The organism is Arcticibacter eurypsychrophilus, from assembly GCF_001730525.1.
Classification (GTDB): Bacteria; Bacteroidota; Bacteroidia; order Sphingobacteriales; family Sphingobacteriaceae; genus Arcticibacter; species Arcticibacter eurypsychrophilus.
Map to the genome: position 1 here is coordinate 32,252 of NZ_MDFN01000029.1, position 25,287 is coordinate 57,538.

General features: G+C 41.4%; 20 protein-coding genes. 9 read left to right on the forward strand and 11 right to left on the reverse strand.

The features are described 5' to 3' along the window. Nucleotide 1 precedes the first annotated feature (1 nt). The 8 genes from dut to BFL47_RS15250 all read left to right on the forward strand — a co-directional run bounded on the left by dut (nucleotide 2) and on the right by BFL47_RS15250 (nucleotide 7,590). Entirely contained in the window at nucleotides 2-433 is a 432-nt protein-coding gene (gene dut / locus BFL47_RS15220; RefSeq protein ID WP_069660656.1) for a dUTP diphosphatase, read from the forward strand. Nucleotides 434-436: 3 nt separating this feature from the next. Continuing rightward, on the forward strand, nucleotides 437-2,164 hold the full coding sequence (locus BFL47_RS15225; protein WP_069660657.1) for a tetratricopeptide repeat protein: 1,728 nt from the start codon (nucleotides 437-439) through the stop codon (nucleotides 2,162-2,164). Beyond that, nucleotides 2,142-2,927 (forward strand): DUF4292 domain-containing protein, encoded by a 786-nt coding sequence (locus tag BFL47_RS15230; protein WP_069660658.1) that lies wholly within the window; start codon nucleotides 2,142-2,144, stop codon nucleotides 2,925-2,927. Before BFL47_RS15225 ends, BFL47_RS15230 begins: the two co-directional genes overlap by 23 nt. A gap of 18 nt (nucleotides 2,928-2,945) precedes the next feature. Beyond that, complete coding sequence (locus BFL47_RS15235) at nucleotides 2,946-4,205, forward strand: murein hydrolase activator EnvC family protein (protein ID WP_069660659.1); 1,260 nt, start codon at nucleotides 2,946-2,948, stop codon at nucleotides 4,203-4,205. Nucleotides 4,206-4,288: 83 nt separating this feature from the next. Continuing rightward, entirely contained in the window at nucleotides 4,289-4,612 is a 324-nt protein-coding gene (locus tag BFL47_RS20425; protein ID WP_211480976.1) for a Sec-independent protein translocase subunit TatA/TatB, read from the forward strand. A 1-nt stretch (nucleotide 4,613) separates the two neighbouring features. Beyond that, a complete protein-coding gene (gene tatA, locus BFL47_RS15240) occupies nucleotides 4,614-4,811 on the forward strand; it encodes a twin-arginine translocase TatA/TatE family subunit (protein WP_069660660.1) in 198 nt (65 codons plus the stop codon). 103 nt (nucleotides 4,812-4,914) lie between these two features. Beyond that, nucleotides 4,915-6,348, forward strand: a complete 1,434-nt coding sequence (gatA, locus tag BFL47_RS15245; RefSeq protein WP_069660661.1) for an Asp-tRNA(Asn)/Glu-tRNA(Gln) amidotransferase subunit GatA — start codon at nucleotides 4,915-4,917, stop codon at nucleotides 6,346-6,348. Nucleotides 6,349-6,405: 57 nt separating this feature from the next. Next, nucleotides 6,406-7,590: a lytic transglycosylase domain-containing protein gene (locus BFL47_RS15250; protein ID WP_069660662.1), complete on the forward strand. Its 1,185-nt coding sequence runs from the start codon at nucleotides 6,406-6,408 to the stop codon at nucleotides 7,588-7,590. Nucleotides 7,591-7,615: 25 nt separating this feature from the next. Here the strand turns inward: BFL47_RS15250 and BFL47_RS15255 are convergent, their stop codons facing one another. Beyond that, nucleotides 7,616-8,143: an OmpA family protein gene (locus BFL47_RS15255; protein ID WP_069660663.1), complete on the reverse strand. Its 528-nt coding sequence runs from the start codon at nucleotides 8,141-8,143 to the stop codon at nucleotides 7,616-7,618. A gap of 2 nt (nucleotides 8,144-8,145) precedes the next feature. Further along, nucleotides 8,146-8,934, reverse strand: a complete 789-nt coding sequence (locus BFL47_RS15260; RefSeq protein ID WP_069660664.1) for a DUF4198 domain-containing protein — start codon at nucleotides 8,932-8,934, stop codon at nucleotides 8,146-8,148. A 168-nt stretch (nucleotides 8,935-9,102) separates the two neighbouring features. Between BFL47_RS15260 and BFL47_RS15265 the strand changes: the two genes are divergently transcribed. Then, nucleotides 9,103-9,888 carry a hypothetical protein gene (locus tag BFL47_RS15265; RefSeq protein ID WP_139125834.1) on the forward strand — a complete coding sequence of 262 codons (786 nt, stop codon included), beginning with the start codon at nucleotides 9,103-9,105 and terminating at the stop codon, nucleotides 9,886-9,888. Here the strand turns inward: BFL47_RS15265 and BFL47_RS15270 are convergent. The 9 genes from BFL47_RS15270 to BFL47_RS15310 form a co-directional block, all read right to left on the reverse strand. Beyond that, on the reverse strand, nucleotides 9,885-10,505 hold the full coding sequence (locus BFL47_RS15270; protein ID WP_069660666.1) for a SprT-like domain-containing protein: 621 nt from the start codon (nucleotides 10,503-10,505) through the stop codon (nucleotides 9,885-9,887). The two genes, BFL47_RS15265 and BFL47_RS15270, sit on opposite strands and share 4 nt — an antisense overlap. Before the next feature lie 11 nt (nucleotides 10,506-10,516). Then, nucleotides 10,517-12,619, reverse strand: coding sequence for a ferrous iron transport protein B (feoB, locus tag BFL47_RS15275; RefSeq protein ID WP_069660667.1), 2,103 nt, complete (start codon nucleotides 12,617-12,619; stop codon nucleotides 10,517-10,519). Between the two features lie 10 nt (nucleotides 12,620-12,629). Further along, a complete protein-coding gene (locus BFL47_RS15280) occupies nucleotides 12,630-12,851 on the reverse strand; it encodes a FeoA family protein (protein WP_069660668.1) in 222 nt (73 codons plus the stop codon). 182 nt (nucleotides 12,852-13,033) lie between these two features. Then, on the reverse strand, nucleotides 13,034-13,432 hold the full coding sequence (locus BFL47_RS15285; RefSeq protein WP_069660669.1) for a VanZ family protein: 399 nt from the start codon (nucleotides 13,430-13,432) through the stop codon (nucleotides 13,034-13,036). Next, the gene (gcvH, locus tag BFL47_RS15290; protein ID WP_069660670.1) at nucleotides 13,429-13,812 is read right to left on the reverse strand and encodes a glycine cleavage system protein GcvH; all 384 of its coding nucleotides are present in this window, start codon (nucleotides 13,810-13,812) and stop codon (nucleotides 13,429-13,431) included. Before gcvH ends, BFL47_RS15285 begins: the two co-directional genes overlap by 4 nt. A gap of 45 nt (nucleotides 13,813-13,857) precedes the next feature. Further along, nucleotides 13,858-20,742: a T9SS outer membrane translocon Sov/SprA gene (sov, locus tag BFL47_RS15295; RefSeq protein ID WP_139125835.1), complete on the reverse strand. Its 6,885-nt coding sequence runs from the start codon at nucleotides 20,740-20,742 to the stop codon at nucleotides 13,858-13,860. Nucleotides 20,743-20,939: 197 nt separating this feature from the next. After that, nucleotides 20,940-21,524: a Holliday junction branch migration protein RuvA gene (gene ruvA / locus BFL47_RS15300; RefSeq protein WP_069660672.1), complete on the reverse strand. Its 585-nt coding sequence runs from the start codon at nucleotides 21,522-21,524 to the stop codon at nucleotides 20,940-20,942. Between the two features lie 8 nt (nucleotides 21,525-21,532). After that, nucleotides 21,533-23,824, reverse strand: a complete 2,292-nt coding sequence (locus BFL47_RS15305; RefSeq protein WP_069660673.1) for an NADP-dependent malic enzyme — start codon at nucleotides 23,822-23,824, stop codon at nucleotides 21,533-21,535. A 65-nt stretch (nucleotides 23,825-23,889) separates the two neighbouring features. Further along, complete coding sequence (locus tag BFL47_RS15310) at nucleotides 23,890-25,281, reverse strand: LutB/LldF family L-lactate oxidation iron-sulfur protein (RefSeq protein WP_069660674.1); 1,392 nt, start codon at nucleotides 25,279-25,281, stop codon at nucleotides 23,890-23,892. Between the last annotated feature and the right edge of the window lie 6 nt (nucleotides 25,282-25,287).

Here is a 25,287-nt window from a genome sequence, read left to right on the forward strand (position 1 = left end):
CATGAACGTTAAAGTAATCAATAAATCAAATAATCAATTACCAGCATATGAAACGGCTTTTTCGGCCGGAATGGATATAAGGGCTTTTATTACTGAAGAACTTACGCTAAAGCCTTTTCAACGTATGCTGATCCCGAGTGGTTTATTTATTGAATTGCCACAGGGTTTTGAAGCTCAGATCCGCCCAAGAAGCGGTTTAGCTCTTAAATTTGGCATTACGGTATTAAATTCACCTGGAACTATTGATGCTGATTACAGGGGAGAACTTAAGATCTTGCTGATCAATTTATCAGATACCGATTTCCAAATTAAGAGTGGTGACCGTATTGCTCAGATGATTATTGCCAGACATGAACAGGTTCTTTGGGAAAATGCAACTATTTTAAATGAAACAAACCGTGGCGCTGGAGGTTACGGACATACAGGGGTATAATACATGTTAAAGAAAACGTTTCTTATTGCCTTTGCACTTTGGTCAGCAGGGTTCAGCTATGCGCAGGTTAAAAATAAAGCAGGCAGTACATCACCTGCAAAGGTGCTAAGCGGCATTGACAGCATTGAAGTAAGAAACGATTTTTTTGCAGGCCTGAAAGAAAAAACATCTGGCCGATCAGATCAGGCTGAAGTGTATTTCAAGGAGGTGATTAAAAAAGATCCTTTAAATGATGCCGCTTTATACGAACTCAGCAACCTATACCGCGCCCAGCAGAAAGATGACCTGGCAGAAGAATATGCAAAAAAAGCTACGGATGCCAATCCTTCTAATAAGTGGTATTTTCTGCTGTTATCGGATATTTATAAACAGAGACAAAAGATTGATAAGCTGCCCGCTGTACTGGATAACCTGATCCGGATAGATCCTGACTCGCAGATGTATTACCTCGACAAGGCAAATGCCTATGTTCTGTTGAAAAAGACTAAAGAAGCCCAGCTCACCTATCAGGCTATAGAAAACCGTTTCGGCCCATCTGACGATTTAGAAACACTAAAACAACGTCTGGTTATTAATCAGGATGACCCTCTAAAAGCAATCGCTTCCTTAAAAGAATCGATCAAGAAAGACCCATCTAATGCGAGTAACTATTTAGCGATAAGTGAATTATATATTAAAACAGGGGCAAAAGACAAAGCTTTAACTGTATTAAAACAGGCACATGAGGTAGATACCCAAAACCCTTATGTAATTCTGCTTATGGCAGATATTTACCGATCTGACGGAAAAGACAGCGAAGCTTTCACTGAATTAAAAAAGGTGGTATCCGACCCTGCGGTAGACATTGATATTAAAATGCAGATTATCCTGTCGTACTTTCCAAAGTTAAAAAATCCTACTTCTCTATCTGAAGCAACCGCGCTGGCACTATTAACGACCAAAATGCATCCTGCCGACCCAAAAGGCTTTGCAATTTTTGGCGATTTACAGGCACAATCTGATAACTTTACCGGAGCAAAAATCGCCTATAAAGAAGCTTTAAAATTAAACAAAAATGTATTTCAGGTTTGGGAGCAATTACTGCAGATTGAAACTGCTGAAGGCAATTATAACTCCGTGATTAAAGATGGAGAAGAGGCCCTGGTGTTATTCCCTGAGCGATCTCCCTTGTACTTGTTTACCGGCATAGCCTATGCGGGTCAAAATAATCATGAGAAAGCAATTGTCAACTTCCTTAAAGCCGCAAGTATTGATCCTGAAAATGCGGTGTATCAGTCGCAGGTTTATGCCAGTCTGGCAAATTCATTAAACAGCTTAAAAAAATACAAAGAATCGGATGCTGCCTTTGATAAAGCGCTTCAGCTGGATCCGATAAATGCATTCGCACTAAACAATTATGCCTACTTTTTATCGCTACGGGTAGAGCGTTTGGAAAGAGCGGCTGAAATGTCCAAGCAAACAAACGAACTTCAGCCGGAAAACGCCTCCTTTCAGGATACCTATGCCTGGGTGCTTTTTAAACAAAATAAGTATGACGATGCACGGATATGGATGGAAAAGGCAATTAAAAACAACAAAGAGAACGGTGTGCAGTTAGAACATTACGGCGACATCCTGTTTCATCTGAGACAGGAAAAACAGGCTGTTGAATATTGGATTAAAGCGAAAGAATTAGGCGTCAAGTCGGCAATCTTGGATAAGAAAATAAATGAAAAGAAATACACAGATTAAACTCCTGGTTCTGTTAAGTGTGATCTTATCAGGTTTTGGGTGCAAGACAAGAAAGGAAGCAAAACCAGCGGTAGTACCACCTGTTGTGAAAGTGACCAGCAATAAATCAGCTGTAATTGCGGCCATCAACTCCAGCGCATTTGAATTTACCACGCTTTCGGCGAAATCAAAAGTTGGTTTAATGATCAACACCAATTCCAATGATGTCAGTATGAACATCCGGATGCAGAATAAAAGCATTATCTGGATTTCGGTTACTGCTATAGCGGGTATTGAAGTAGCGCGTGTACTCATTACCCCCGATAGCATTAAGGTATTAAACCGCATACAGAGCTTGTATACAGCAAAACCATTCAGCTATATTTACCAATACGCCAACAAACAGATCACTTTCGGTACGCTTCAAAATTTATTTTTAGGGAACGCCATTGAAGGTACGGTAACCGAATCTTCCATTTTCAGCGTCCATGAAAATCAAACTCAAATTACTTCTGCCCTCAGTGGTATGCTTTATAAACTGATTATGAATGCAAATAACAAAGTAGTTGAAAACACATTGCAGGATCCGAAAGGACAGCGACTGATTGCAAAATATGCTGATTTTCAAGCAGTAAACGGACGCAAGCTCCCCTATTCTATAAATTTGAGCTCAAATGCAACAAACAGAAATATTAAGATTGATTTAAAATATACCAGTGTTTCTGTGAATGAATCGCTGGATTTTCCATTCAGTGTCCCTAAAAGGTTTACAGTAAAGGATTAATTAAATAGATTTGTGCCCATGAGTTTGATTCGGGTTTTCTTCATCTTCACATTTATACTAATTGCAGGAACAACTTTTGCACAAAGCAGTTCAGAATTAAAACGGCGCAAAGAATCGCTTACACGCGAGATTGAGATGCTGCGGAAATCGCAAAATAAGGTTGTGAATAACAAACGTTTGTCACTCCGGCAAATTAATGCATTAAATGCGCAGATCAGACTTCGTCAGGAAAAGATTACGACCATTAATTCGGAAGTTCGGCTCCTCGACAATCAGATTTCAGAAAACTCCAATAATGTACGATCCCTTCAGAGCCAGTTAAACAGGTTAAAAAAGGAGTATGCCGCCATGATTCTCTTTGCCTTTAGGAATCAAAGTTCGTATAGTAAGCTCATGTTTATCTTTGCTTCAACCGATTTTAATCAGGCCTATAAAAGATTAAAATACTTACAGCAATTTGGCGACTACCGTCGTAAGCAGGCCAATTACATTCAGCAGACCCAAAAAGATCTGGGATATAAGATTGTGCAGCTCGATCATAATAAAAGAGAAAAGAGCACCTTGCTTCAGGATCAGGAAAAAGAAAAAGTAACGCTGGGAAAAGAAAAAAGCAATCAATCGGTACAGCTGAGTAAATTAAGTAAGCAGGAAAAAGAACTGAGAAAGGAGCTGTCTCAAAAACAAAGGGAATCAGCACGTCTTAACCGGGCGATAGAAGCTACGATCCGCAGGGAAATAGAAGTTGAACGAAAAAAAGCTGTAGCCTTAGCAGCTGCAGCTGCCCGTGCAGCAGCAGCAAAAGGAGATGATGTAGTAGCTAAACCAGTGGCCACAGGTACTAAAGTATTATCCGCTACTCCAGAATCAGCAAAAATGACTTCTGATTTTACAGGAAATAGAGGAAGTCTGCCATGGCCGGTTGCCAACGGAACGATTGTAGAAAGATTTGGAAGACATAACATTGGAAATGTTTCTACGGAAAACAATGGGGTCAACATCCAGACCAATGAAGGGGCAAGTGTCCGTGCCATATTTGCCGGTACCGTAACCAGTGTACTGAACATGGGTTCCTCCAGTGCAATCATCATCCGTCATGGGGAATACTTTACCGTATACACCAACCTGCGCGCAGTGAACGTGTCAAAGGGACAAAAAGTAAGTGTAAAACAAGGAATAGGCACTGTTGCCAGTGATCCTTCTGATGGAAGCTCTGATGTACATCTGGAGATATGGAAAGGCAGTACGCCAATGAATCCGGAAGCCTGGTTAGCCAACTAAATCAATTTCCGGTCATTTAATAATAAGCGTAAACAAATGGCGTTTAATTTTATTTATATCTTTGTAATATAAACATTTAGATCATGCTGACTTCAGTATTATTATTTCTTAATATGGGCACACCCGAACTCATGTTAATCATGTTCGCCATCCTTTTATTGTTCGGAGGTAAGAAATTACCAGAACTGGCTAGAGGATTGGGTAAAGGTATCCGTGAATTTAAAGATGCTTCAGATGGTGTTAAACGTGAAATTCAGCGTAATATCAACGATGTTAGTGACAATATGCAAGTGGACACGGAAAACAAATATCCAGAGCCAGAAACTTCTAAAAATGAATTACCGGAAGCTATAGCAGCACCGTCACCTCCATTTCAACAGACTGAGAAACCTCATATAAATCTTTAACATGGTAAACACAATTTTATTAATTGGATTGGGAGCACCCGAAATTATACTCATCGTGGTTGCTTTACTGCTACTTTTTGGTGGTAAGAAAATCCCTGAGTTAATGCGCGGACTAGGAAGAGGCGTTAAGGAATTTAAAGAAGGTAAAGATGGTGACGGTACTGATCCCGTTAAAGAAAACGACCCCAAAAAGTATTAAGATTCTGAATAAAAACTTCTTTTATTAACAGATTACCCCATATAATGCAAAAAATGCAGGATATGGGGTTTTTCGGTTTAATGGAATTATGTACCTTCACGCCATGGAACCGTATATTCCTTTAAACGTCTTACAGTTAAAGATCAAAAAGGGTAAACTCAATTTAACAACAGTAGTAGAACATTACCTGCGAAGAATTCAGGAAGAAGCTCATTTAAATGCTTTCATTGAAGTATATGAGCAGGAAGCACTGGACCTTGCGCTGACCGTAAATGAGAAAATCATGAACGGGACTGCAGGTAAACTCGCCGGGATGGTAATAGGTATCAAAGATTTGATTTGCTACAAGGATCACGGCGTATCTGCCGGATCAAAGATCCTTGAAAATTATGTCTCTATATTTTCCTCTACGGTAGTGGAACGCATGCTTGCAGAAGATGTGATCATTATTGGCAGGCTGAATTGTGACGAATTTGCAATGGGCGGCTCTAATGAAAACTCTTATTTCGGGCCGGTGAAGAACTATGCAGATAACACGAAGGTTTCCGGAGGCTCCTCAGGGGGCTCTGCGGTAGCTGTGCAAGCAGGATTATGTATGGCCGCACTAGGAACAGACACAGGAGGTTCCGTAAGGCAACCTGCTTCTTTTTGTGGTATCGTAGGACTTAAGCCTACATATGGACGCGTATCAAGGCATGGTATTGTGGCCTATGCGTCTTCATTTGACCAGGTTGGCCCTTTAACGAATTCCGTTGAAGATGCTGCCCTTATTATGGAGGTCATCGCAGGACGTGACGAATACGATAGCACCTCATCTTCCAAGCCTGTTCCCCTGTATTCACAGGAACTTACTTTCGAAGGGAAAAAACGAATTGCTTATTTACCGGAAACATTGAATTCTGAGGGGCTCGATCCTGAAGTCAAGGCACTCTCCGAAGCCACTATAAAAAAACTACAAGACGAAGGTCATATCGTAGAGCCTATTTCGTTTCCGTATCTGAATTATGTAGTTCCTACTTATTACATATTAACGATGGCAGAATCGTCATCAAACTTAGCCCGCTATGATGGTGTTCATTATGGTTATAGAAGTCCCAATGCTGTAGATTTGGAATCTACGTACAAGAAATCCCGTTCTGAAGGATTTGGCACTGAAGTAAAACGCCGGATTTTATTGGGGACATTTGTATTAAGTGCCGGACATTATGATTCTTTTTATGGCAAGGCGCAGCAGGTAAGAAGATTAATCCGGGAGAAGACGGACGAGATCCTGCGGGATCATGACTTCATCCTCCTTCCTACATCTCCAGGACCCGCTTTTGGATTAGGGGAAAAGACCGAAGATCCGGTTGTGATGTACCTGGCAGATATTTTTACGGTACAGGCTTCGCTGGCAGGAATTCCGGCCATCTCACTTCCCATACGTAATAACTCGCAAAACCTACCGTTAGGTATTCAACTCATTGGGAAACGTTTTGGTGAATCAGAGTTACTTGCTTTTTCGAAATATTTAATGGAAGTGACTAAAATTCAGTAAATTATTCCTGACGCCCCATTCATCTTAACAGAATTATTTGGCTATAAGCGATATATAATGATTAAAAATGCGGCATTAGCCCTTTTTTTGCTTGTTGGTTCTTTCGGCAGCACTTTTGCTGTTGCTCCATCAACTGGCAATCTGACTTCAAGAAACAGTGCAATCAGTCTATCTGATTCCTTAGTTTATAAACGCTCACTTCAGTCTATCCAGAACAGGGTTCCTTTAACCTACAATGCAGAGGTGCAAAAGTATATAGATAGCTATGTACGAGGGCAAAAGAGCCGGGTTTCAAGAATGCTGGGTCTCTCCAAATACTATTTTCCTATTTATGACAAGATATTTGAAAATCGTAATGTGCCTGAAGAACTCAAGTATATCTCGGTAATTGAGTCCTCGTTGGATCCGCATGCTGTATCGCATATGGGCGCAACTGGTCCATGGCAATTTTTGTATGAGATAGGTAAGTTATATGGTCTGCAAATCAATGATTGGATTGATGAACGTAAAGATCCTAAACTAGCCTGTAATGCTGCGGCAAGCTACCTGCTGGAGTCGTATTATATGTATGATGACTGGTTAATGGCAATCGCCTCTTATAACTGCGGAAGAAACAACATCAAGTGGGCTATGGAGAAAGCTGGAGGCAAAACTGATTACTGGTCGATCAGACCTTATTTACCCCTGGAAACACAAAATTATGTCCCTGCTTATATTGCAACTGTATATATCATGAATAATTATTGGAAACATGATATTAAACCGGGAGAAGCAGAAATAACAGTGGAAACGAAAACCATACCGGTAAGCAGCACCGTTTCTTTGGGCTCAATTGCGGCGGCCAGCAATATGACCATTGATGAGATTACGCTATTAAACCCTTCCTATATTCAGCAAACCATTAAAGGGAGTCCGGAGAAGCCTCAGAATCTGGTTATTCCGCTTACGCGCAAAGTATATTACAGTCTGGTTGATGATGTGCTGAACGGAAAAGCAATAACAGCCGGACAATTACAAGCGGCAAATAACCTGTTTTTTCAAAACCAAAGAACTGTTAGGAAGAGCATCGGTGCATCAGGTTTCGATTCTATAATTTCCTACCGGGTGAAGGAAGGCGATACCTTATCGTCCATAGCAGAACAATTCAAAGGAGCAACAGAAGAAGAAATCAGGGTGATTAATAAACTCAAGGATCCTCCTGCTGTTAAGCCGGGTATGATCCTTAAAATTATTGGAGGATAGCCCATCAGGATCATACCTGCAAAACTTATTTAGCTCTAGAAATAATTATTTCCACACGCCTGTTTTTAGCTCTTCCTTCAGGAGTACTGTTATCGGCAACTGGTTTTGTATCTCCATAACCTACGGTACCGATTGAGGCATCTGAAATGCCCAAACTTACAGCAAACGCTTTCACCGATAATGCTCTTTTTTCGGATAACCATTTATTATAATCTGGGGGGCCTGTTTTGTCGGTGTGCCCTTCAATTGACAAATTAGTATGCCCTTTTTGTTTAATTATCTCTAACAAACTTGACAGCTTCGCTTTTGCGGGCTCTGTCAGATAAGAAGAATTGATAGGAAACAGGATTTCTGAGTCGAAAGTAACCTTCAACCCACTTTGAACCCGATCTATTTTTGTATCAGGTAACTTATTCCGGTAAGCGTCGTATTCCGCGTCGCTGTCGGAAGCAGATGTACCCACGGGCATAGATACCAGTGCTTTTTTACTTTTACAGGAACTAAACGAACCAAATGCGACTATTAAAACGAGTATCCAGGTTTTTTTGATCATAATTATAAGTTATTAAAACTGAAGCTATAAGAAGAAAACCACCTGTCGAAGTCCGCTTCCTTTTCCGCAGGCACAATATTAATCGCTTTTATCAGCCAGATTCCAGCTCTGTTTAGTTTCACATATACCTTTCCATCATCATCAGTGATCTGCTCTGAGCTGAATAAACTTCCACTCAGTGTTTTAGTTACAATGGACACATGAACCTTAGGCAATGATTTCCCTTTAGAAAGTATCTGTACGGTAACATCTTCCCCATATTTCATTTTATACGGATTCTGCATCAATACAATTTCAAAATCACTTTCAGAAGGCATCTTATAGGCATCACCTGATGGCTTCTCCGCCATGATTAATGTTTTGACTGCATAGTGATTGTTTATAGAAAACAATTGCTTCATAGCGATCTTTTCAGCCAAATCGGCAAATCCTTCTTCGGTAAACTGATTACTTAAAGAAGTCTTTGATTTCTGTTCTACACTGCCATACAACTCTACAGATGTCAGGTAAAGTCCCTTATCCTTCAACGGAATCAGAAAGGAAGATTTTAAGGCTCCTGCGCTATCGATAAGTGATACCGGTTTTGAGTCCTTAAAATATGCTGCACTTTTAATTTTTACATTTTCAATCTTCCTGTCTACTGCTGTATCAAATTTATTGCCTCGATAAAGGTCTATAACGACTTCCTTTTCTGAATTTGGCATGAATGTTTGAGGTTTAAGATAATATTCCTGCGCTGATCCAGCTCCTGCGAAAAGTAAAATTATGAATGTTGTATATATATATTTCATTTTGCTTTTTTGAAACTCAAACTTACAAGTTTTTAATCTGTGTTTAATAGAATGAAATAGGCAAATTACATTGAAATATGTTAAATTTTGTCCTTTTGCGGTTAAATTAATCTAAACGGTTTGCCTTTATTTTTGTTTATAGGATACATGTGCATGACAAAAACATTCATGAAAATAGGTATTTCATATTATATATTTTCTTTTATTCTCCTTTTTTCCCTCTCTTCCTGCGACCGCATAAAGCAAAAACAGAAGCATCCCCAATCTCTGATGAGTGCTGACAAATCGGCTTATACGGATGAAAGAGGCATCAGCAGGTATGGAGATTCTTTAGATATTCTGGTTCCTGAATATGAAAAAAAACAAAGTATGATCTATACGCTGGGTGATTACTCCTTTTATATTACCGCTTATCTCAACAATGGGGAACCACTGTTATATATTGAGAATGGCGAAAGCAACCAATACGGTCATATTACAAAACACTACTATCTGCACAAAGGCAAAGTGATCCTGTTTAAAGAAAATCATCATAATGAATCCATTGATTTCGCTTACCAGTCTGAAAGGGAATATTTCAGGAACAATGTTTTATTTTATGCGGAATCAAAAAAAGGAAGTAATTCTTCCGATTTCAATGCCGCTCCTTATAATCCGGTAAAAGGTGTTACACGAGATTTGGACAGTACTGTTTCATTCATGACAGATGCGCTTAAAAGAGAAGGTAAATTCAATTTAGTACTTGAAGGAATTACAGAAGATTCCAGAGTAAGGTATATCGTCCTCAGCCGGCCGGGATTAGGTACCTACAGAACGGTGATCCGGGTAGAAAAAGAAGATGAATTTATCAGGGAACTGGTATCAAATACCGAAAAATTTATAGGAGATAAACTTCACCTTAATTTCGATATTATTGATAATGAAGCCGTTTATAAAAGTGGAAGTATCAACTAATCTTTATTTTCTAAAGGTGGTACGAGCACAACCTGAGCCATAGGATGGAAAAGGTAAATTTTACCGGTACTTACTTCCATACAGCTGAATCGGGTTCGAATTTTATTCCCCTTTTTAAACAAGCGATTTTTCAACAGGAAAGACGATTCAACAGGGAGACTTTCAACAAACCGGAGATCTGAAGCAGCATTATAGGCCTGCAACGCCCTAAATAACTTTAAATCGCTACAACTTGAAGCAGCTGGATTTTGCAGATAACGCTCAATGATTTGATGCAGATCTTCAGGAAATAGCTGCATGTCAAAAAAAGGCTTCATCATCCTCTTGAAGTTATTCTTCCATTCTGCACCATGAGGTTTCACCCTATTCTTATTTTCATTCCAGGTAAGCAAATGTGCAAATTCATGAACCGTAGTAATCAAAAATCCATAAGGATTAAGGTCATGATTAACAGAGATACGATGATTCTGACCTTTAAAAGGGGCTCGGTAATCGCCCATTTTGGTACTTCTTTTCACAGAAACTTTGAAATCGCATTTATAGTAATCTATCCACCTGGCTATTACCGGAGCTGCTTGTTCGGGTATGTATTTAGCAAGAATTTTAACTTTATCCACGAAATCTGTTCCTATTTTAAGAGGTTAAATACAATAAGACTTGCAAAATAAGCAAGCGCTGTCATATAAACAAATTGAATCAAAGGCCATCTCCAGGATTTGGTTTCCCGGTACACTACTGCAATTGTACTGATACATTGCATCGCAAAGGCATAAAAGATCATAAGTGAAAAAGAAGAGGCCAATGTAAAAACAGGAAGTCCTGTATCAGGATTCCGCGCATCCCTCATTTTATCTGTAACAGATGAAATATGCGCCTCATCATTACTCACACTATAAATGGTAGCCATAGTACCTACAAAAACTTCCCTGGCAGCAAATGAAGTGATCAGGGCAATCCCTATTTTCCAGTCATATCCAAGGGGAACAATAGCCGGCTCAATAAATTTACCGATCACCCCGGCATAAGATGATTCCAGTAATTCGGATGAACGATGCAGATTGAGTTCTTCGGGTGTATACGTATTGGCTACTTCTGCAGACTGATATTTACTTTCTACCTGAGCCCGCTTGCCCGGCGGACCATAATTGGAGAGTCCCCATAACACAATAGAAACAGCAACAATTACTTTTCCCGCCTCCAGAACAAATGTCTTTACCTTCTCATACATGGTCAGCAATACATTGTCCCAGCGCGGCATTCTATATACGGGAAGCTCCATGATGAAATATCCTTTTTCCTTTGCTTTCAACACCAGTTTAAACACAAGAGCCACTACAATAGCCGCAATAAAACTAATGAAATACATACCCATCAATGCCAGTCCCTGCAGATTTAGAAACCCAAAGATTTTAGTATCAGGTACCACTAAGGCGATTAAAACGGCATATACGGGAAGCCTGGCGGAACAGCTAATCAAAGGAACAATCATAATAGTGATCATCCTGTCTTTCCAGCTTTCAATATTCCGGGTACTCATAATGGAGGGAACGGCACAAGCTAAACTGCCAATCATAGGAACAACAGACTTTCCGTTAAGCCCTACCTTCCGCATCACTTTATCCATCATAAAGGTGACCCTAGACATGTAGCCGGTATCTTCCAGAATAGAGATAAAGGCAAACAAAATAGCGATTTGAGGAATGAATACCAGCACTCCACTTAAACCGGCAATAATTCCGTCACTCAGCAGATCTGTCAATACCCCGGTAGGTAAATGAGTATGCACTAAACCCGTCAGCCACATAAAAGCATTTTCTATCAGTGACATGGGGTAGGCAGACCAGGCAAAAATGGATTGAAATATGATAAAAAGAATAAAAAAGAAAATGACAAAACCCCAGATCCTGTGCGTTAATACTTTGTCTATTCTATTGCTTGGCGTTTCTTTCTTCGGTTCAGAGCTTGTGGTAACGGTGTCTGCAAGAATTATATTAATATAATTATATCGGGCTATGGTTTCTTCTGCTTTTGATGATTGAGAGTGAAAAGAGAATTCTTGTTCGAGTTCTTCAATCCGGCTGCTCTCGTCGTGCGTCAGGAAACGCAAATTCTCATGCTGATGTGCCATCTGAAGTGCCACATAAGGGCTATCCAACAGCAATTCTTCACCAATCTTATGGATCAGTTCCGGTGCAAGGAGACTTACCTCAATCGTGTCTTTTTGCAAAGCAATCGCCGGATTGAAAGCAATCGCCTCTTTCAATTTATCAACATTGATCCCCTGCCTGGCGGTAACGGGCACAATCTGGACACCCAATTTATCCGAAAGGGCATCTACGTCAATGACTGAACCCGACTTATTAGCCAGATCCATCATATTCAAAGCAATAATTACGGGGATTTTAAGATCGGCAACCTGCGTGTAGAGCAGTAGATTTCGCTTTAAATTAGTGGCATCTACCACCACAATGATCAGGTCGGGATGTACAGGATTCTTCACATCAGCAAGAACCTCAAACACAATAGATTCGTCTTTACTTTTTGGATAAAGACTATAGGTTCCGGGAAGATCAATGATCAGTGCGTTTCTTTTATCCGGTAGCTTGCATGTTCCTGTCTTTTTATCGACGGTAATACCTGGAAAGTTGCCAACCTTCTGATTTAATCCTGTTAGAACGTTGAATAACGTAGATTTACCTGTGTTAGGGTTACCAACTAGCGCTACCTTCAAGTTAATTTAATTATAAGTGCTGCAATACTATAGTTGAAGCTTCCTGCATACGTAAGCTCAACTGGTAACCAGATACTGTAATCGCTATTGGGTCTCCTAAAGGAGCATAACGATCAACTAAAATCAATTCTCCGGGTAAACATCCCATTTCCATTAACTTAACCGACATTTCCAAATCAGTGAATTCTTTAATGATACCTGATTGACCCGGGCGCAATTGCGATAGCTTCATTTGTAATTGTTCTATATGCAAACATAGTCCTTATTTGGTATAAATCCAAATAAGACTTCTACTAAGATTACCTTTTAATTGTAAAATTAATATGCTGTTTACTAAAGTGCGGACAATTGCATTTTTTTCGAAAGATTCCACAAGAACTGGACACCAGGATAATAAGAACCAGAATAATCAGCTTAAATCTTCTTTCCATGTCGCGTTCTGCATAAAACTAAATAGCTAAAAACGGCCATTCCTACACCTACTGTATCGCAAAATAGATCCCACCAATCACCCGAGCGATAAGTAAAGACTTTCCATTGCAGCACTTCAATAAACGCCCCGAAAAAAAAACTTAAAAAAGCAATTTTAAAAATGGTAAAAAAGCTTAAAAACAGGCTCTTATGAGAATTGATGCTACCGTAGAAAATCAGGGTGGTTAAAACAAAGAACAAACCAGTATGAACTGTTTTATCAAAACCCTCATAATATTCTTGAGAACTTCCCGGTATATCATTCATCGGCACATTGCAAATCACCAGTACCAGTACCAGCCATAAAATGGCAGGTAACTGATATTTTAAGCTTTTGATCATTGTACGCCAATCTGATCTTTATATTCCTCAGCATTCAGAAGGTCATCAAAATCAAGAATAGACTTCACCTCGATTTTAACCATCCAGCCATCACCATAAGGATCCTGGTTCACAAATTCAGGATTAGCATCCAGTTTATCATTCAGTTCAAGCACCGTACCTGTCACAGGCATAAATAGATCAGAAACCGTTTTAACCGCTTCCACTGTACCGAATACATCATTCTTTGCCACTTCCTGACCGATGGTATTGATATCAATATACACAATATCCCCTAATTCACTTTGTGCAAACTCAGTAATACCGATTATAGCATTATTACCATCTAAACGGATCCACTCGTGATCTTTGGTATATTTTAACTCTGAAGGAAAATTCATGTTGTTTTTTTTCAAAAATACTGTAATGAAATTACTTTCCAATGCTTACTGGATAGTAAACTTCAGATTTATTCCAAAATTACTAAACGAGGTATTAAAAGTTTGCGAAGTATATGGCTTATTGACACTTCCATCATAGAACAAACGGACATTTAACCGCTGATTCAATATATAATCCAAAGAAGGTTTTATACTGATTGTTTTAGCGCCTGATGACACTTCGGCATCTTCTACATCCGCACGATAAATAACCGTTTTTATATCATTTATAGCAACATCCATTTTAAGATTCACATCGTTCTTCGACTTCCTGGAGGCAAACAACCCAAAAGGAAAGCGGAAATTAGCGGAACGATAACCCATACCCATAACAAAACCCTTTTCTTCCTGCTGAGCAAGCTGACTATTGGTTAAGCTCAAGCTCAATCCCCTGGTTTGGCGGTATTCACAGTTCAGCGACACATTATTCTTCAACCGGAAGTCAACACCGATCAACGGAACGAACTGCTCAAATAAAGTCACTTGCGTAAACTGATAATAAGGAAGAAAATTACCCTGCGCATCCTTCACACTCACCGCACCATCCACTTCTGCATATCGTACCAGCGAATTGAATCCATTTACATTATAAGTGGAACGGTAGCTATGATTTAAATTAAAAGAGCTAAACATATTGCTAAAGAAATCGTACTTCGTTAAACCATTATATGAAATTCGCCAGTTTGGTATAGGTATGCCTGGAAAACGTTTCAAGCTAACAGATGAAACATCCTGTCCTGTATACGCAGCGATAAAAGAGGCTACAACAACATCCTGAGAGTTCTTACCATATCCATCCGCATAACCATCCGTCACACCATTTGAATTCGGATTTCCTGCAGCAAGTCTGGAGGATATAAGGGACCTGTTCGCCTCAAACTTCCGGAATAGATTGGTATTTCCTGATGAAGCATTTTTCCCAAATGCAGTACGCAAGGCGATAAAGGAGATACTGAAGTCGCCACTTGTAACCGGACTTTGATTCTCAAACTCGTTGGTCACTTGGTTAAACCTGAAGTTAGTTGAATAATTAAAGTTCGAACTTTTCAATGCGATGAGCTCAATCCGCAAATCCTTGATAGGTTCAATCGTTCCTCTTAAATTGATATCTTCTTTTCTGCTGGTCACGTACAATTGATTCAGTAAGGTATCACGCGTAATCCAGCCCTTTTCAACCGCCTTTCCCCGTATATCTTGCTGACTTCCAAAAATGAAGCCCCAGCCCGGTGCATTTTCATCCAGATCATAACCAAGTAGATTTGTACCCGGAAGATAACCCGGCATAAACGTCCCATTTGTAATGGTATAAGCACCCGTCAAGTTTTTAATACTTGTAACCGTACCCACCAGGAAGGAACTTAAAGACCCTTTATCCCTGGATGCTTTCCGTACAAAATCAAACTTATTATATAACCCTACAAAATTTAAAGTTGGATTAATCTGGATGATCCTCGAATTCTGAATCGTATTACCGTAATCAATAGCCGGATCACGAAGCGTAATTAAAGGCTCGGTTTTCCAACTAAAATTAGTTCCATAACGGGCAATGACATTCGTCCAGCTGAACCCCGGAATCTTATTTACCGGAAGTGTATAGCTTACATTCATCGTGTGGTTATAATCAGTTGTCCGCCCCAGCTTTTTCAGGTTCTCCCAAATCGTGTCTCTTGCCAGTCCATTCACCTTTCCCTGCGGCTCATCAATTATAGAATAATTCGTCGCGTTGAAATCCACCTGCAGAGACTTAGTCAAATTCCAGCTGATCCCATACAATCTGCTCATCTGAAAGTTCTTATTAAACGTGGACAGCGGCAACACATTTCCCGGATCATTATCCCGAAGCGAGTTTTCCGTATACAAACGGTCCACATCTATTCGAAAGTTCAGAACCGAGGGCATGAGGTTGAAATTAAAATCACGCAATAGCGCAAATGTGTTCGACTTAATGATCTTCGCGAAAGGCGTGTAGTTCCTTGGTTTACTATTATAGTTATAGGCCAGACTTCCACGATAAGTCTTCTGTACTGATTTTTCAGTGATATAATCCCGGTGACTGTAATCCGTAAACGAATAAGAAGCACTCAGATTCTCCACATCCCAAATCCTGCTTTTACTCGTCGGATCCGTTTTGATTTTACGCACATTAGTCAGATTAAAACTCCTCCTTTGTGTATAATCATCTACGATCCGGTGAATAGAATCCTGCTTCGCTTTAGAAAGATTCTTCAACACTGTTTTTAACTCCAGATCCGAAGACCGTGGATCATATTGCGGCGTACTGTTCTGAGTGGAAACCTGCACAAACACCGGAATCTGAATTCCTGATTTAGCCGGGAAAAACTTACCGAGCTCTACATTAGCAGCTACGTCCACCGATTTGTCATCATTTCTGTTGCGCTCACTGGTACGCTGATCAATAGACCCGAAACCAACTGTACTTTTACTTCCCGAAACCGTCACATCAGCGAAATCAGCCAGTTTCGCATTCATTCTCGCTGTAGCAGCCCATCCCCCACGCTCGTCAAAATCCGTTAATCGCAGTTCATTGAACCATACCTGTCCCGATTTCTCTAATCCATCATCACCTCCCGGCCTGGTACTGGTACGCAAAGGATTCTTAATCCCAACCATATAGACCCTCACCTTACTTAGATCGGGCTGTCCCATTACCCGGATGGTATTCAAGCCATCCGTATACACATAAGGCACATTTACGGGCCAGGGTAAGCCATCCAGTAAAGCACTGTTTCTTTCCGCCTTTGCAGCCTGCAGATTCTTAAGATCCAGATCCATCGCATTGCTTTCAGGCCAGATCGAATACGGATCACCTGTACCTGCCGGAGTAATCTGCAACGGAATCTCATACTCATAGTAATTATCCTGATTATCCGTTCCTATCCTGACTACAGCAGAAATTTCATTGTCCTGAAGCAAGTCGCCTTCCGCATGGATAAACATTTCCAAACGGCCATACGACCTGAAATCATTATAGCCTGTTTTAAATGCAGCCCTCGTATACCCATCCCTCAGATTCTTCACATTAACCAACAGCGATTGCTCATTTTGCTGCGTATCGCCCGTATAATTGGTTAAATCACGCTCCCTGTTAATGCCAGGCGGTACCACATAAGGAATAGGACTACGCTTTCCATTCTCTTCAATATTGATCGTACTCACATCCAGAACCGAATTATCTAAACCGGGGTTAGTGCCTAAAGTAGGATCAACCAATACTTTCGCCGGACTGCTCTCCGAATTATACCTGCGCCACTCCCCTCTTGCCAACTGTAATTTAGCCAGCCGAAGCACGGAAGAATCAGCAAAGTCAGTCATAAACATCCGCATAAAACGAATGGACTTAAAATCTTCAATATTTCCTACCCGCTGCTGATACTGCGAAATAGGAATTTTAAACTGATACCAGGAAACCTGTTGCGTACTTCCATTGGCCAGTTTCACTGTGGAAGTCACTTTATCTGCAATAAAGTTCTGACCCACCACCATATCCTGTGGACGGATTGAAATCTTATACTGATAATATTCATCCGTTAACGACATGTTATTGTCCCGGTTAATATCCTCCCCATCCGGCAAAGATGTCGCCGCTGAGTTCTCAATGCCGGTTTCCGAAAGCGACTGCGCTATCGTTTTCGAATTACCCTCTGTTCCATTGTACTTCTCATACCGCTTTAATATTCCGGCATTCGTATCTTCCAGACTTCCTCCTCTGTAATACTGATAATTATCTGATGATGGATCCGCATTGATCTCCGCAGCTGCAGAACTAGTCAACTGGCCCGATACTTGGTTCACAAACGGAGCGAAATATTGCTTCTCAATCCCGTCACCCAATCCATCCAAGCCCACATCCTGCACCTTTCTAACCTCTGGATTATTGTCAAACGCCTGAATAATAGGCTGAAGTTTAGGCACCCTTCCCCATTGCGTACTATCCGTGCGACTTTCGCCCCCATCAGCAGGCAATCCATTTTCCAATGACTTCCTGCCATCTTTCAGGATATCCTCTGAGATATTACCCAAATTCAAATACAAATCTCCACCCTCCGAATTCGGTTTGTAAATAAAAGGATCCATCATCCAAATCTCCACAAACTCCACGTTTAACGACTCAAAGTCAGTCGTTTCCAGTTTACGGAATAAACCGCCCCAACGGCTTTTTGGATTAAGCAGCTGCCCATTCTGGTTCAGCCCGGTCGTCGTATAATTATAAGGACCTCGCAACATCGGATAAAACGCCAGGTCAAAAGTAGGCAGCGTCAGCGCCAAACCTGTAGGCGACTGTTTCAGCGGAAATACCTCCTGCTCGTAAACCTCCCGCACATAATGATTCGAAAGCTCATCTTTATTCGAACGGATACTAGCAGGCGCAGTAGAACCCGCCCGGTTAAAAAATATAGGATCCAGGTTATAAAACGCCAAACGAGAACGATTATAACCATACGAACGATCATTACTCAGTGTTGATTCAGGAAACAATTGCGGCGTACCCGATAATTGCCAGCCAATTGCACTCTTCAAATCTATAATAGAACGTGTCCCCTCAAAATCATCCACATAACTCACCCCATTCGTACTACCGGCAAAATCCAGTGACTTAGGATGACCGGGAATCAGGTTGGCAAATTCACCCGACATCGTCACCGAAGAAAGCACCTTAGTATCAATAAATGGTATTTTATCCACCATCCGTGTCAGCCATCTCGAATCTGAACTATAATTCGCATCAAGCCCCCACATCGTATTTGAAATAGGTTCCTCGCCAATGTTTACCTTAGCGGTCAAAGGTTTTTCCGTCAGGTTCATAATCGTTCCCCCAATATTAAAACGGTCGCTCACTTTATAATCCAGACGGGAGCCGAATAAAGAACGCTGCTGAAGTCCAAACAACTCATTACTCTCCAATTTAATCCGGATCGTCTGACCTGAATTCAGCAATGCCTGGTTCAGAATCCGCACCCTCCCAATATTATAATCCACAGTAAAATCTACCCCCTCTGCCAGCGGAAGCGTCCCTGCGAAAACTTGTACAGAGCCAGCAGGAATATTAGTCGCGTTCAACTGAAACTCAGAACTAACTTCCGACTGATACGTTCCTTTAATAATATAGCGATTCAACTTTGGAAACAACTGTTGTGCAATCACACGCGTAGAGTCATACAACGGCTGATACGCATACTTATCCTTCAAACTTTGCTCAGCCGGCGTAAACTGGGCAGCCAGATCAGCACCGAAAGGCTCTACCAGCGGAAAAGTAATCCGGCCATAAAGAGGGTCAATCGTAACGCCATCCACAAAATCAAACGTTCCATCAGCACCCCTATCGCCCGCCTGATTCAAATTATCCAGATCCGTTAACTGCAGCCAGCGTTGCCCAGCCGTATTCTGCCCTTCAGACATCTGCGGTTTCTCTACTCCCGAATTCTCATCCAGACGATAAACATTCAGATTAAAATCAGTTCTACTCACTTGGTAAGCCCCCAAAGAATAGATATTTTTCATCATCAGGTCCCAGGTAGGCAAACTCGTCTTCAAATTTTCATTCTTTAGCAACTTAGTCACCAATGTCTTTGGCGCATTCGGATCAACCGGAACATCCGACGAAAGCTGTCCCACCTGGTATTCCACACCATTACTATTATACCGATAGGCCACCGCCAAAACCTCATCTGCATTTAATGCAAAATTAAGCGAGATATAACCCAAACGAGAATTAAGCACATACTCCTGATCGGTCAGCTTACGCGCATACGTTAATTTCGAGTAGTTATCCGTACCACCATACTGTTGAAAATAAGCATTAATACCGTTCGAATTCGTCAGCAAAGCATCCTGGGGCAGGTTTTGCAACAAATTATTAGATTGCTGCGGAAATGCTGGATCATTTATCGGTCCCCCCGCCGGAAGCTGCGAATATCCCCCTCCACCCTGAAATAAACCAGTCTGGTAAGGAGCATTCTCCCCTAGGTCCATAAAAGCCAGCACATCCCTTGAATCCGTTGCACTATTTGTACGGTTGGTAATCCATACCTCCACTTTCGTAATATTTACACTGCTCCTGATAATAGGAATACTTTGCAGCGCCTCATTATACCGGTTCCGAAAGTAATGCGCAAGAAAATAATGTTTGTTTGTCTCATAACTGTCCGCACTGATCCTGAACTCGTTCTGCTGCGAACCATTTGTAATCGTGATCTCACTTTGCTGCGACTTCTGCTGCGAAAACACACTCGTCACACTCAATGGCCCAAACTGAAGCTGTGTTTTCAATCCAAATAAAGCCTGACTCCCTGTAATCAGGGAAGAACTCAGTGGCATACTCACATTCCCAATCTCGATCTTCTGTATAATATCATCCGGTTTACCCTTCAAATCCAGCTTAATCTCGTTTTCAAAGTCAAACTGCGATTCCGTATTGTAATTGGTCGCCATGCGAAACCGCGTACCAATCTGTCCCGTCACATTCATCTGAATCCGCTGATCAAAATCCAGGTTAAATTGCTGCCTTTGCCTTTCCGTCAACAGCGGATTCTCATTTTTATTAATCTTGCCCGAAAGGGTGATATCCGCCGATCCTTGTGCACGAATGTCAATGTTCGTGCCCCCAAAAATGGTATTAAACAAAGGACTGTTCACCGAAAAGGAAGGAATTAACCCTCCCTGCTGTTTAGTTGAATCTACCTTAGCTGAAGATATCCCTTTCCAGAAATCATATTTAAGCTGCTGATTTTCATACCGCTGGTAGTCATCTATGGTCATATATTGCGGAGCACGGTATAAATGCTCGCCTATTTTCTCCTGAATGATGTAACGTCGGGTTGCCGGATCAAATTCAACCGTACGGATAATATTAGATGGATTGGGCAATATCATTCCCGACGGTTTCCGAAGCTCTAAAAGACGCGAGTCTTTAAAAGGGTAGGGAACCCTTAAACTGTCCGCATGTTTATCTTGAGAATGTACCAGTCTATTTTGTGCATATAATGGTAATGCGGAGAAGGAAACAAGAAATAAAAACCATACTGCAACGACAGTATTAAATCGTTTAAAAACAGGGGATATTTCCGTAATTACAAACTTTTAAGTGCAAATTTAATGAGCTGCTCTACTGATAAGTCACCAGTCTCTCTTTTATATACATTATCTAAAGCTTTTTCTGCTACATTCTTTGCAAAACCTAACATTACCAATGCAGACAAAGCTTCGTTTTTAATCGTATTATACTGGGGAAGAGATGATAAGGTTTCAATCCCTTCTTTTTTTAATTTATCCTGCAATTCCAGGATCATTCTTTGTGCAGTCTTCGGACCTATTCCTTTAATCTTCTGGATCAGAGGCACGTCCCCCTTCACAATTGCAATCTGGATCTCATCAGGCGTAATCGACGATAAGATCATCCGTCCGGTACCGGGACCAATTCCCGACACAGAAATCAGATGAAGGAATACACGTCGTTCTCCTTCATCTGCGAACCCGTATAAAGTATGCGCATCTTCTTTAATATGCTGCCAAACGTACAGCTTACAATTCTCCGTTTCCGGCAGCTTAGCATAAGTATGAATGGATATATTGATGTGGTAACCTACGCCACCAGCTTCTATAATCACATACGCAGCGCATTTAAACACCAACTTTCCATCAATATAAGCGAACATACTTTCTACTATTTAAATAACATTTGAGCAGCATCTTTTTGCTTCTCCTGAACTTCCACCACCGCAATGGTCACCATGTTGACGATCTCGCGCACAGAACTTCCCATTTGCAAAACGTGCACCGGTTTGTTTAAACCTAATAAAATAGGTCCCACAGCCTCCGCTTCGCCCAATTCCTGAAGTAATTTATAAGCAATATTTCCTGACTCCAGGTTAGGGAATACCAAAGTATTCGCAGGAGCGTCAATCAGCTTACTGAAAGGGAAATTTTCTTTCAGCAAACATTTGTTTACTGCAAAGTTCCCCTGCATTTCACCATCTACCACTATCTGTGGATAATATTCATGCAACAAACGAACAGCCTCCCTGGTCTTTTCAGGAACAACCCCTTCATTGGAGCCGAAATTCGAATAAGACAATACAGCAATCCGGGGACTGACATTAAACTTCCGCACAGACTTATCCAGCAAAAGTGCAATGCTGACCAGATCCTCAGCAGTAGGATCTTTATTTACAGTGGTATCCCCAAAAAACACAGGGCCCTTTTTCGTCAGCATCATATACATCCCAGCCACACGATTAATCTCCGGATCAGCACCAATTACCTGTAAAGCAGGTTTCAGTGTGGAGCCATAATCATTCGTCAAACCAGTAATTAAGGCATCCGCATCACCAAACTGTACCATACTTGATCCGTAATAATTACGGTCACGCATCAGTTTACGTGCCTGGAATAAACTTACACCCCTTCTTTTTCTCTTTTGATATAGGAATTCCGAATACTCCTCAAAACGGTCACCACTCTCAAGCGGGTCAATAATTGTGACGCCCCTCAAATCCAGGTCGTGCTCCTTGATGATCTTTAAAATATTCGTTCTGTTGCCCAATAAGATAGGAGTCGCTATTCCCTCCTCTTTCACGATCTGAGCCGCTTTTAAAATCTTGTATTGATCCGCCTCAGCAAAAACCACACGCTTCGGATCCAGCTTAGCCCTGTTGCTCAATGCTCTTAAAATAGCATCGTCACCACCCAGGCGCCTGCTTAACTGCTCCTTATATGCATCCCAATCCGTAATTACAGTACGCGCAACACCCGATTCAATAGCCGCAAAAGCCACTGCCGATGATACCGTTGTAATCAAACGCGGATCCATTGGTTTCGGGATGATATAATCCTTTCCAAACTTCAAATTCTGGATATTATACGCCAGCATCACCGCTTCAGGAACCGTTTTCTTTGCCATATCAGCAATAGCCCTAACCGCAGCAATCTTCATTTCCTCATTGATTGTGGTCGCCCGCACATCCATTGCACCGCGAAAAATGTAGGGAAAGCCCAATACATTATTCACCATATTCGGATAATCCGAACGGCCGGTCGCCATAATAAGATCCTGACGGGTAGCAGTAGCCAATTCATACGAAATCTCAGGGTTTGGATTCGCCATCGCGAAAACAATAGGGTCCTTTGCCATAGAAAGCAAAGCAGCAGCAGAAAGCGAATCAGCAGCCGAAAGCCCGATAAATACATCCGCATTCACCATTGCCTCTTCCAGTGTATGCAAGTCCTTCGTAGTGGCAAACTCTTTCTTCAACGCCTCCAGGTTTACACGATCAGCACGAATCACACCCTTTCGGTCCACCATCACAATATTTTCCCGCTTTGCACCCAGCGTAACATACATTCTGGAACAGGATATCGCAGCAGCACCCGCACCATTCACTACGATACGCACCTTATCCAGGTCCTTATTTTGCAGCTCGCAGGCATTCAATAAAGCAGCAGTAGAAATGATCGCCGTACCATGCTGATCATCATGCATCACCGGAATCTTCATCTCTGCCTTCAAGCGGCGCTCAATTTCAAAACACTCCGGAGCCTTAATATCTTCCAGGTTAATCCCACCAAAAGTAGGTTCCAACGCTTTCACAATCGTTACAAACTCATCAATATCCGTGGTATTCAACTCGAGGTCAAACACATCAATATCTGCGAAAATCTTAAAAAGTAATCCCTTTCCCTCCATCACAGGTTTACCTGCTTCCGGACCAATATTTCCCAGTCCCAATACCGCAGTACCGTTACTGATCACCGCAACTAAATTACCTTTAGCTGTATATTTATAAACATCTTCTACGTTTTCAACGATCTTCAAACAAGGTTCAGCTACTCCCGGAGAATAGGCTAAAGTAAGGTCACGCTGTGAATTAGTAGGTTTGGTTGGTATGACCTCAATTTTACCCGGACGCCCCTGCGAATGATAATCCAGCGCATCTTTTTGCTTATTTAATTTATCCATTTTTGCCCATTAAGAAGGGGCAAAATTACAATTCTTTATATACAAGATTTAGAAAATAATATATTTTATAATTCATCTAAGTTCCGTTTCCCCTCTTTCCACTGTTTACTGAACGATTTAGGCGCTACAACAGGCAATTCACGGTGTTTTCCCCAACTTTTCTTAAAGAATGTGTTTAACATCATATTCTTTACCTTACCGCCCAACAGGTCCACCCAGCGACGCTTGAGCATAGCCATTTTCCATCCTTTCCAGCCAATTACCTCCACTTTGGGCGATAGTCCTGCCGAAACAGAATCCCTGCGGTTCAGCAATAACATTTTGTGGATATCAATCTTCACCGGACAAACTTCCGAACATTTACCACATAAACTCGAAGCAAAACTCAAATGCTTAAACTCCTCCATACCACTTAAATGCGGTGTAATAATAGAACCAATCGGGCCGCTATACGTCGTTTCATACGTGTGGCCACCAATATTTTTATAAATCGGACAAGCATTCAAACAAGCCCCGCAACGAATACAGTATAATCCCTGCCGCTGTTCTTTCTGTGCCAGCAAGTTCGTGCGCCCATTATCCAGCAAAATCACATACATCTCTTCCGGACCATCCGTTTCGCCATCCTGACGCGGACCACCTAAAATAGTATTATATACCGTCAGGTTTTGTCCCGTACCATGCGTAGAAAGCATTGGCCAAAACAAATCCAGGTCATTAAGAGAAGGAATCACTTTCTCCACACCAGCAATCGTAATCTGGATCCGCGGAAAAGTAGTCGAAAGCCTGGCATTCCCTTCATTTTCGGTAACCGCCACACTGCCCACATCCGAAAGCAGAAAATTAGCCCCAGTAATGCCCACATCTGCAGTCGTATATTTCTCCCGCAGCAGCACTCTGGCCTTAGCCGTTAACTGTTCCGGTGTCGCATCCGCAGGCGTATCAAACCGCTCATGGAACAGTTTGGCAATATCCTCCTTGCTCAAATGCATGGCAGGAGTCACAATATGATAAGGCTTTTGTCCCAGCAGTTGCACAATAAATTCACCCAGGTCACTCTCCAGCGAGTCAATCTGATTGGCCTCCAGAAACTCATTCAAATGAATCTCCTCCGTAGTCATCGACTTCGATTTAATCACCGTTTTGGCATTCGCACGCCTGATGATCTGCAGAATTTCCGCCTGCGCCTCCTCCTTATCATTCGCCCAGATCACCTTTCCGCCCTTTTTCTGAAAGTTCGACTCAAACTCCAGCAGATACTTATCCAGGTTCTCCATCACTTTCCACTTAATCACATGCCCCTTTTTCTTAGAAGCCTCCAGATTAGCCAATTTGGAAAGACCACGATTTACCGCAGTGGTATAGCGTCCAATATTAAAGTTGATGATCCGGCGATGATCCAGATCAAACGCCTTTTCTTCCGAAACCTGTTGAAACTCCTCAGCGAATTTTGTCATACCTAA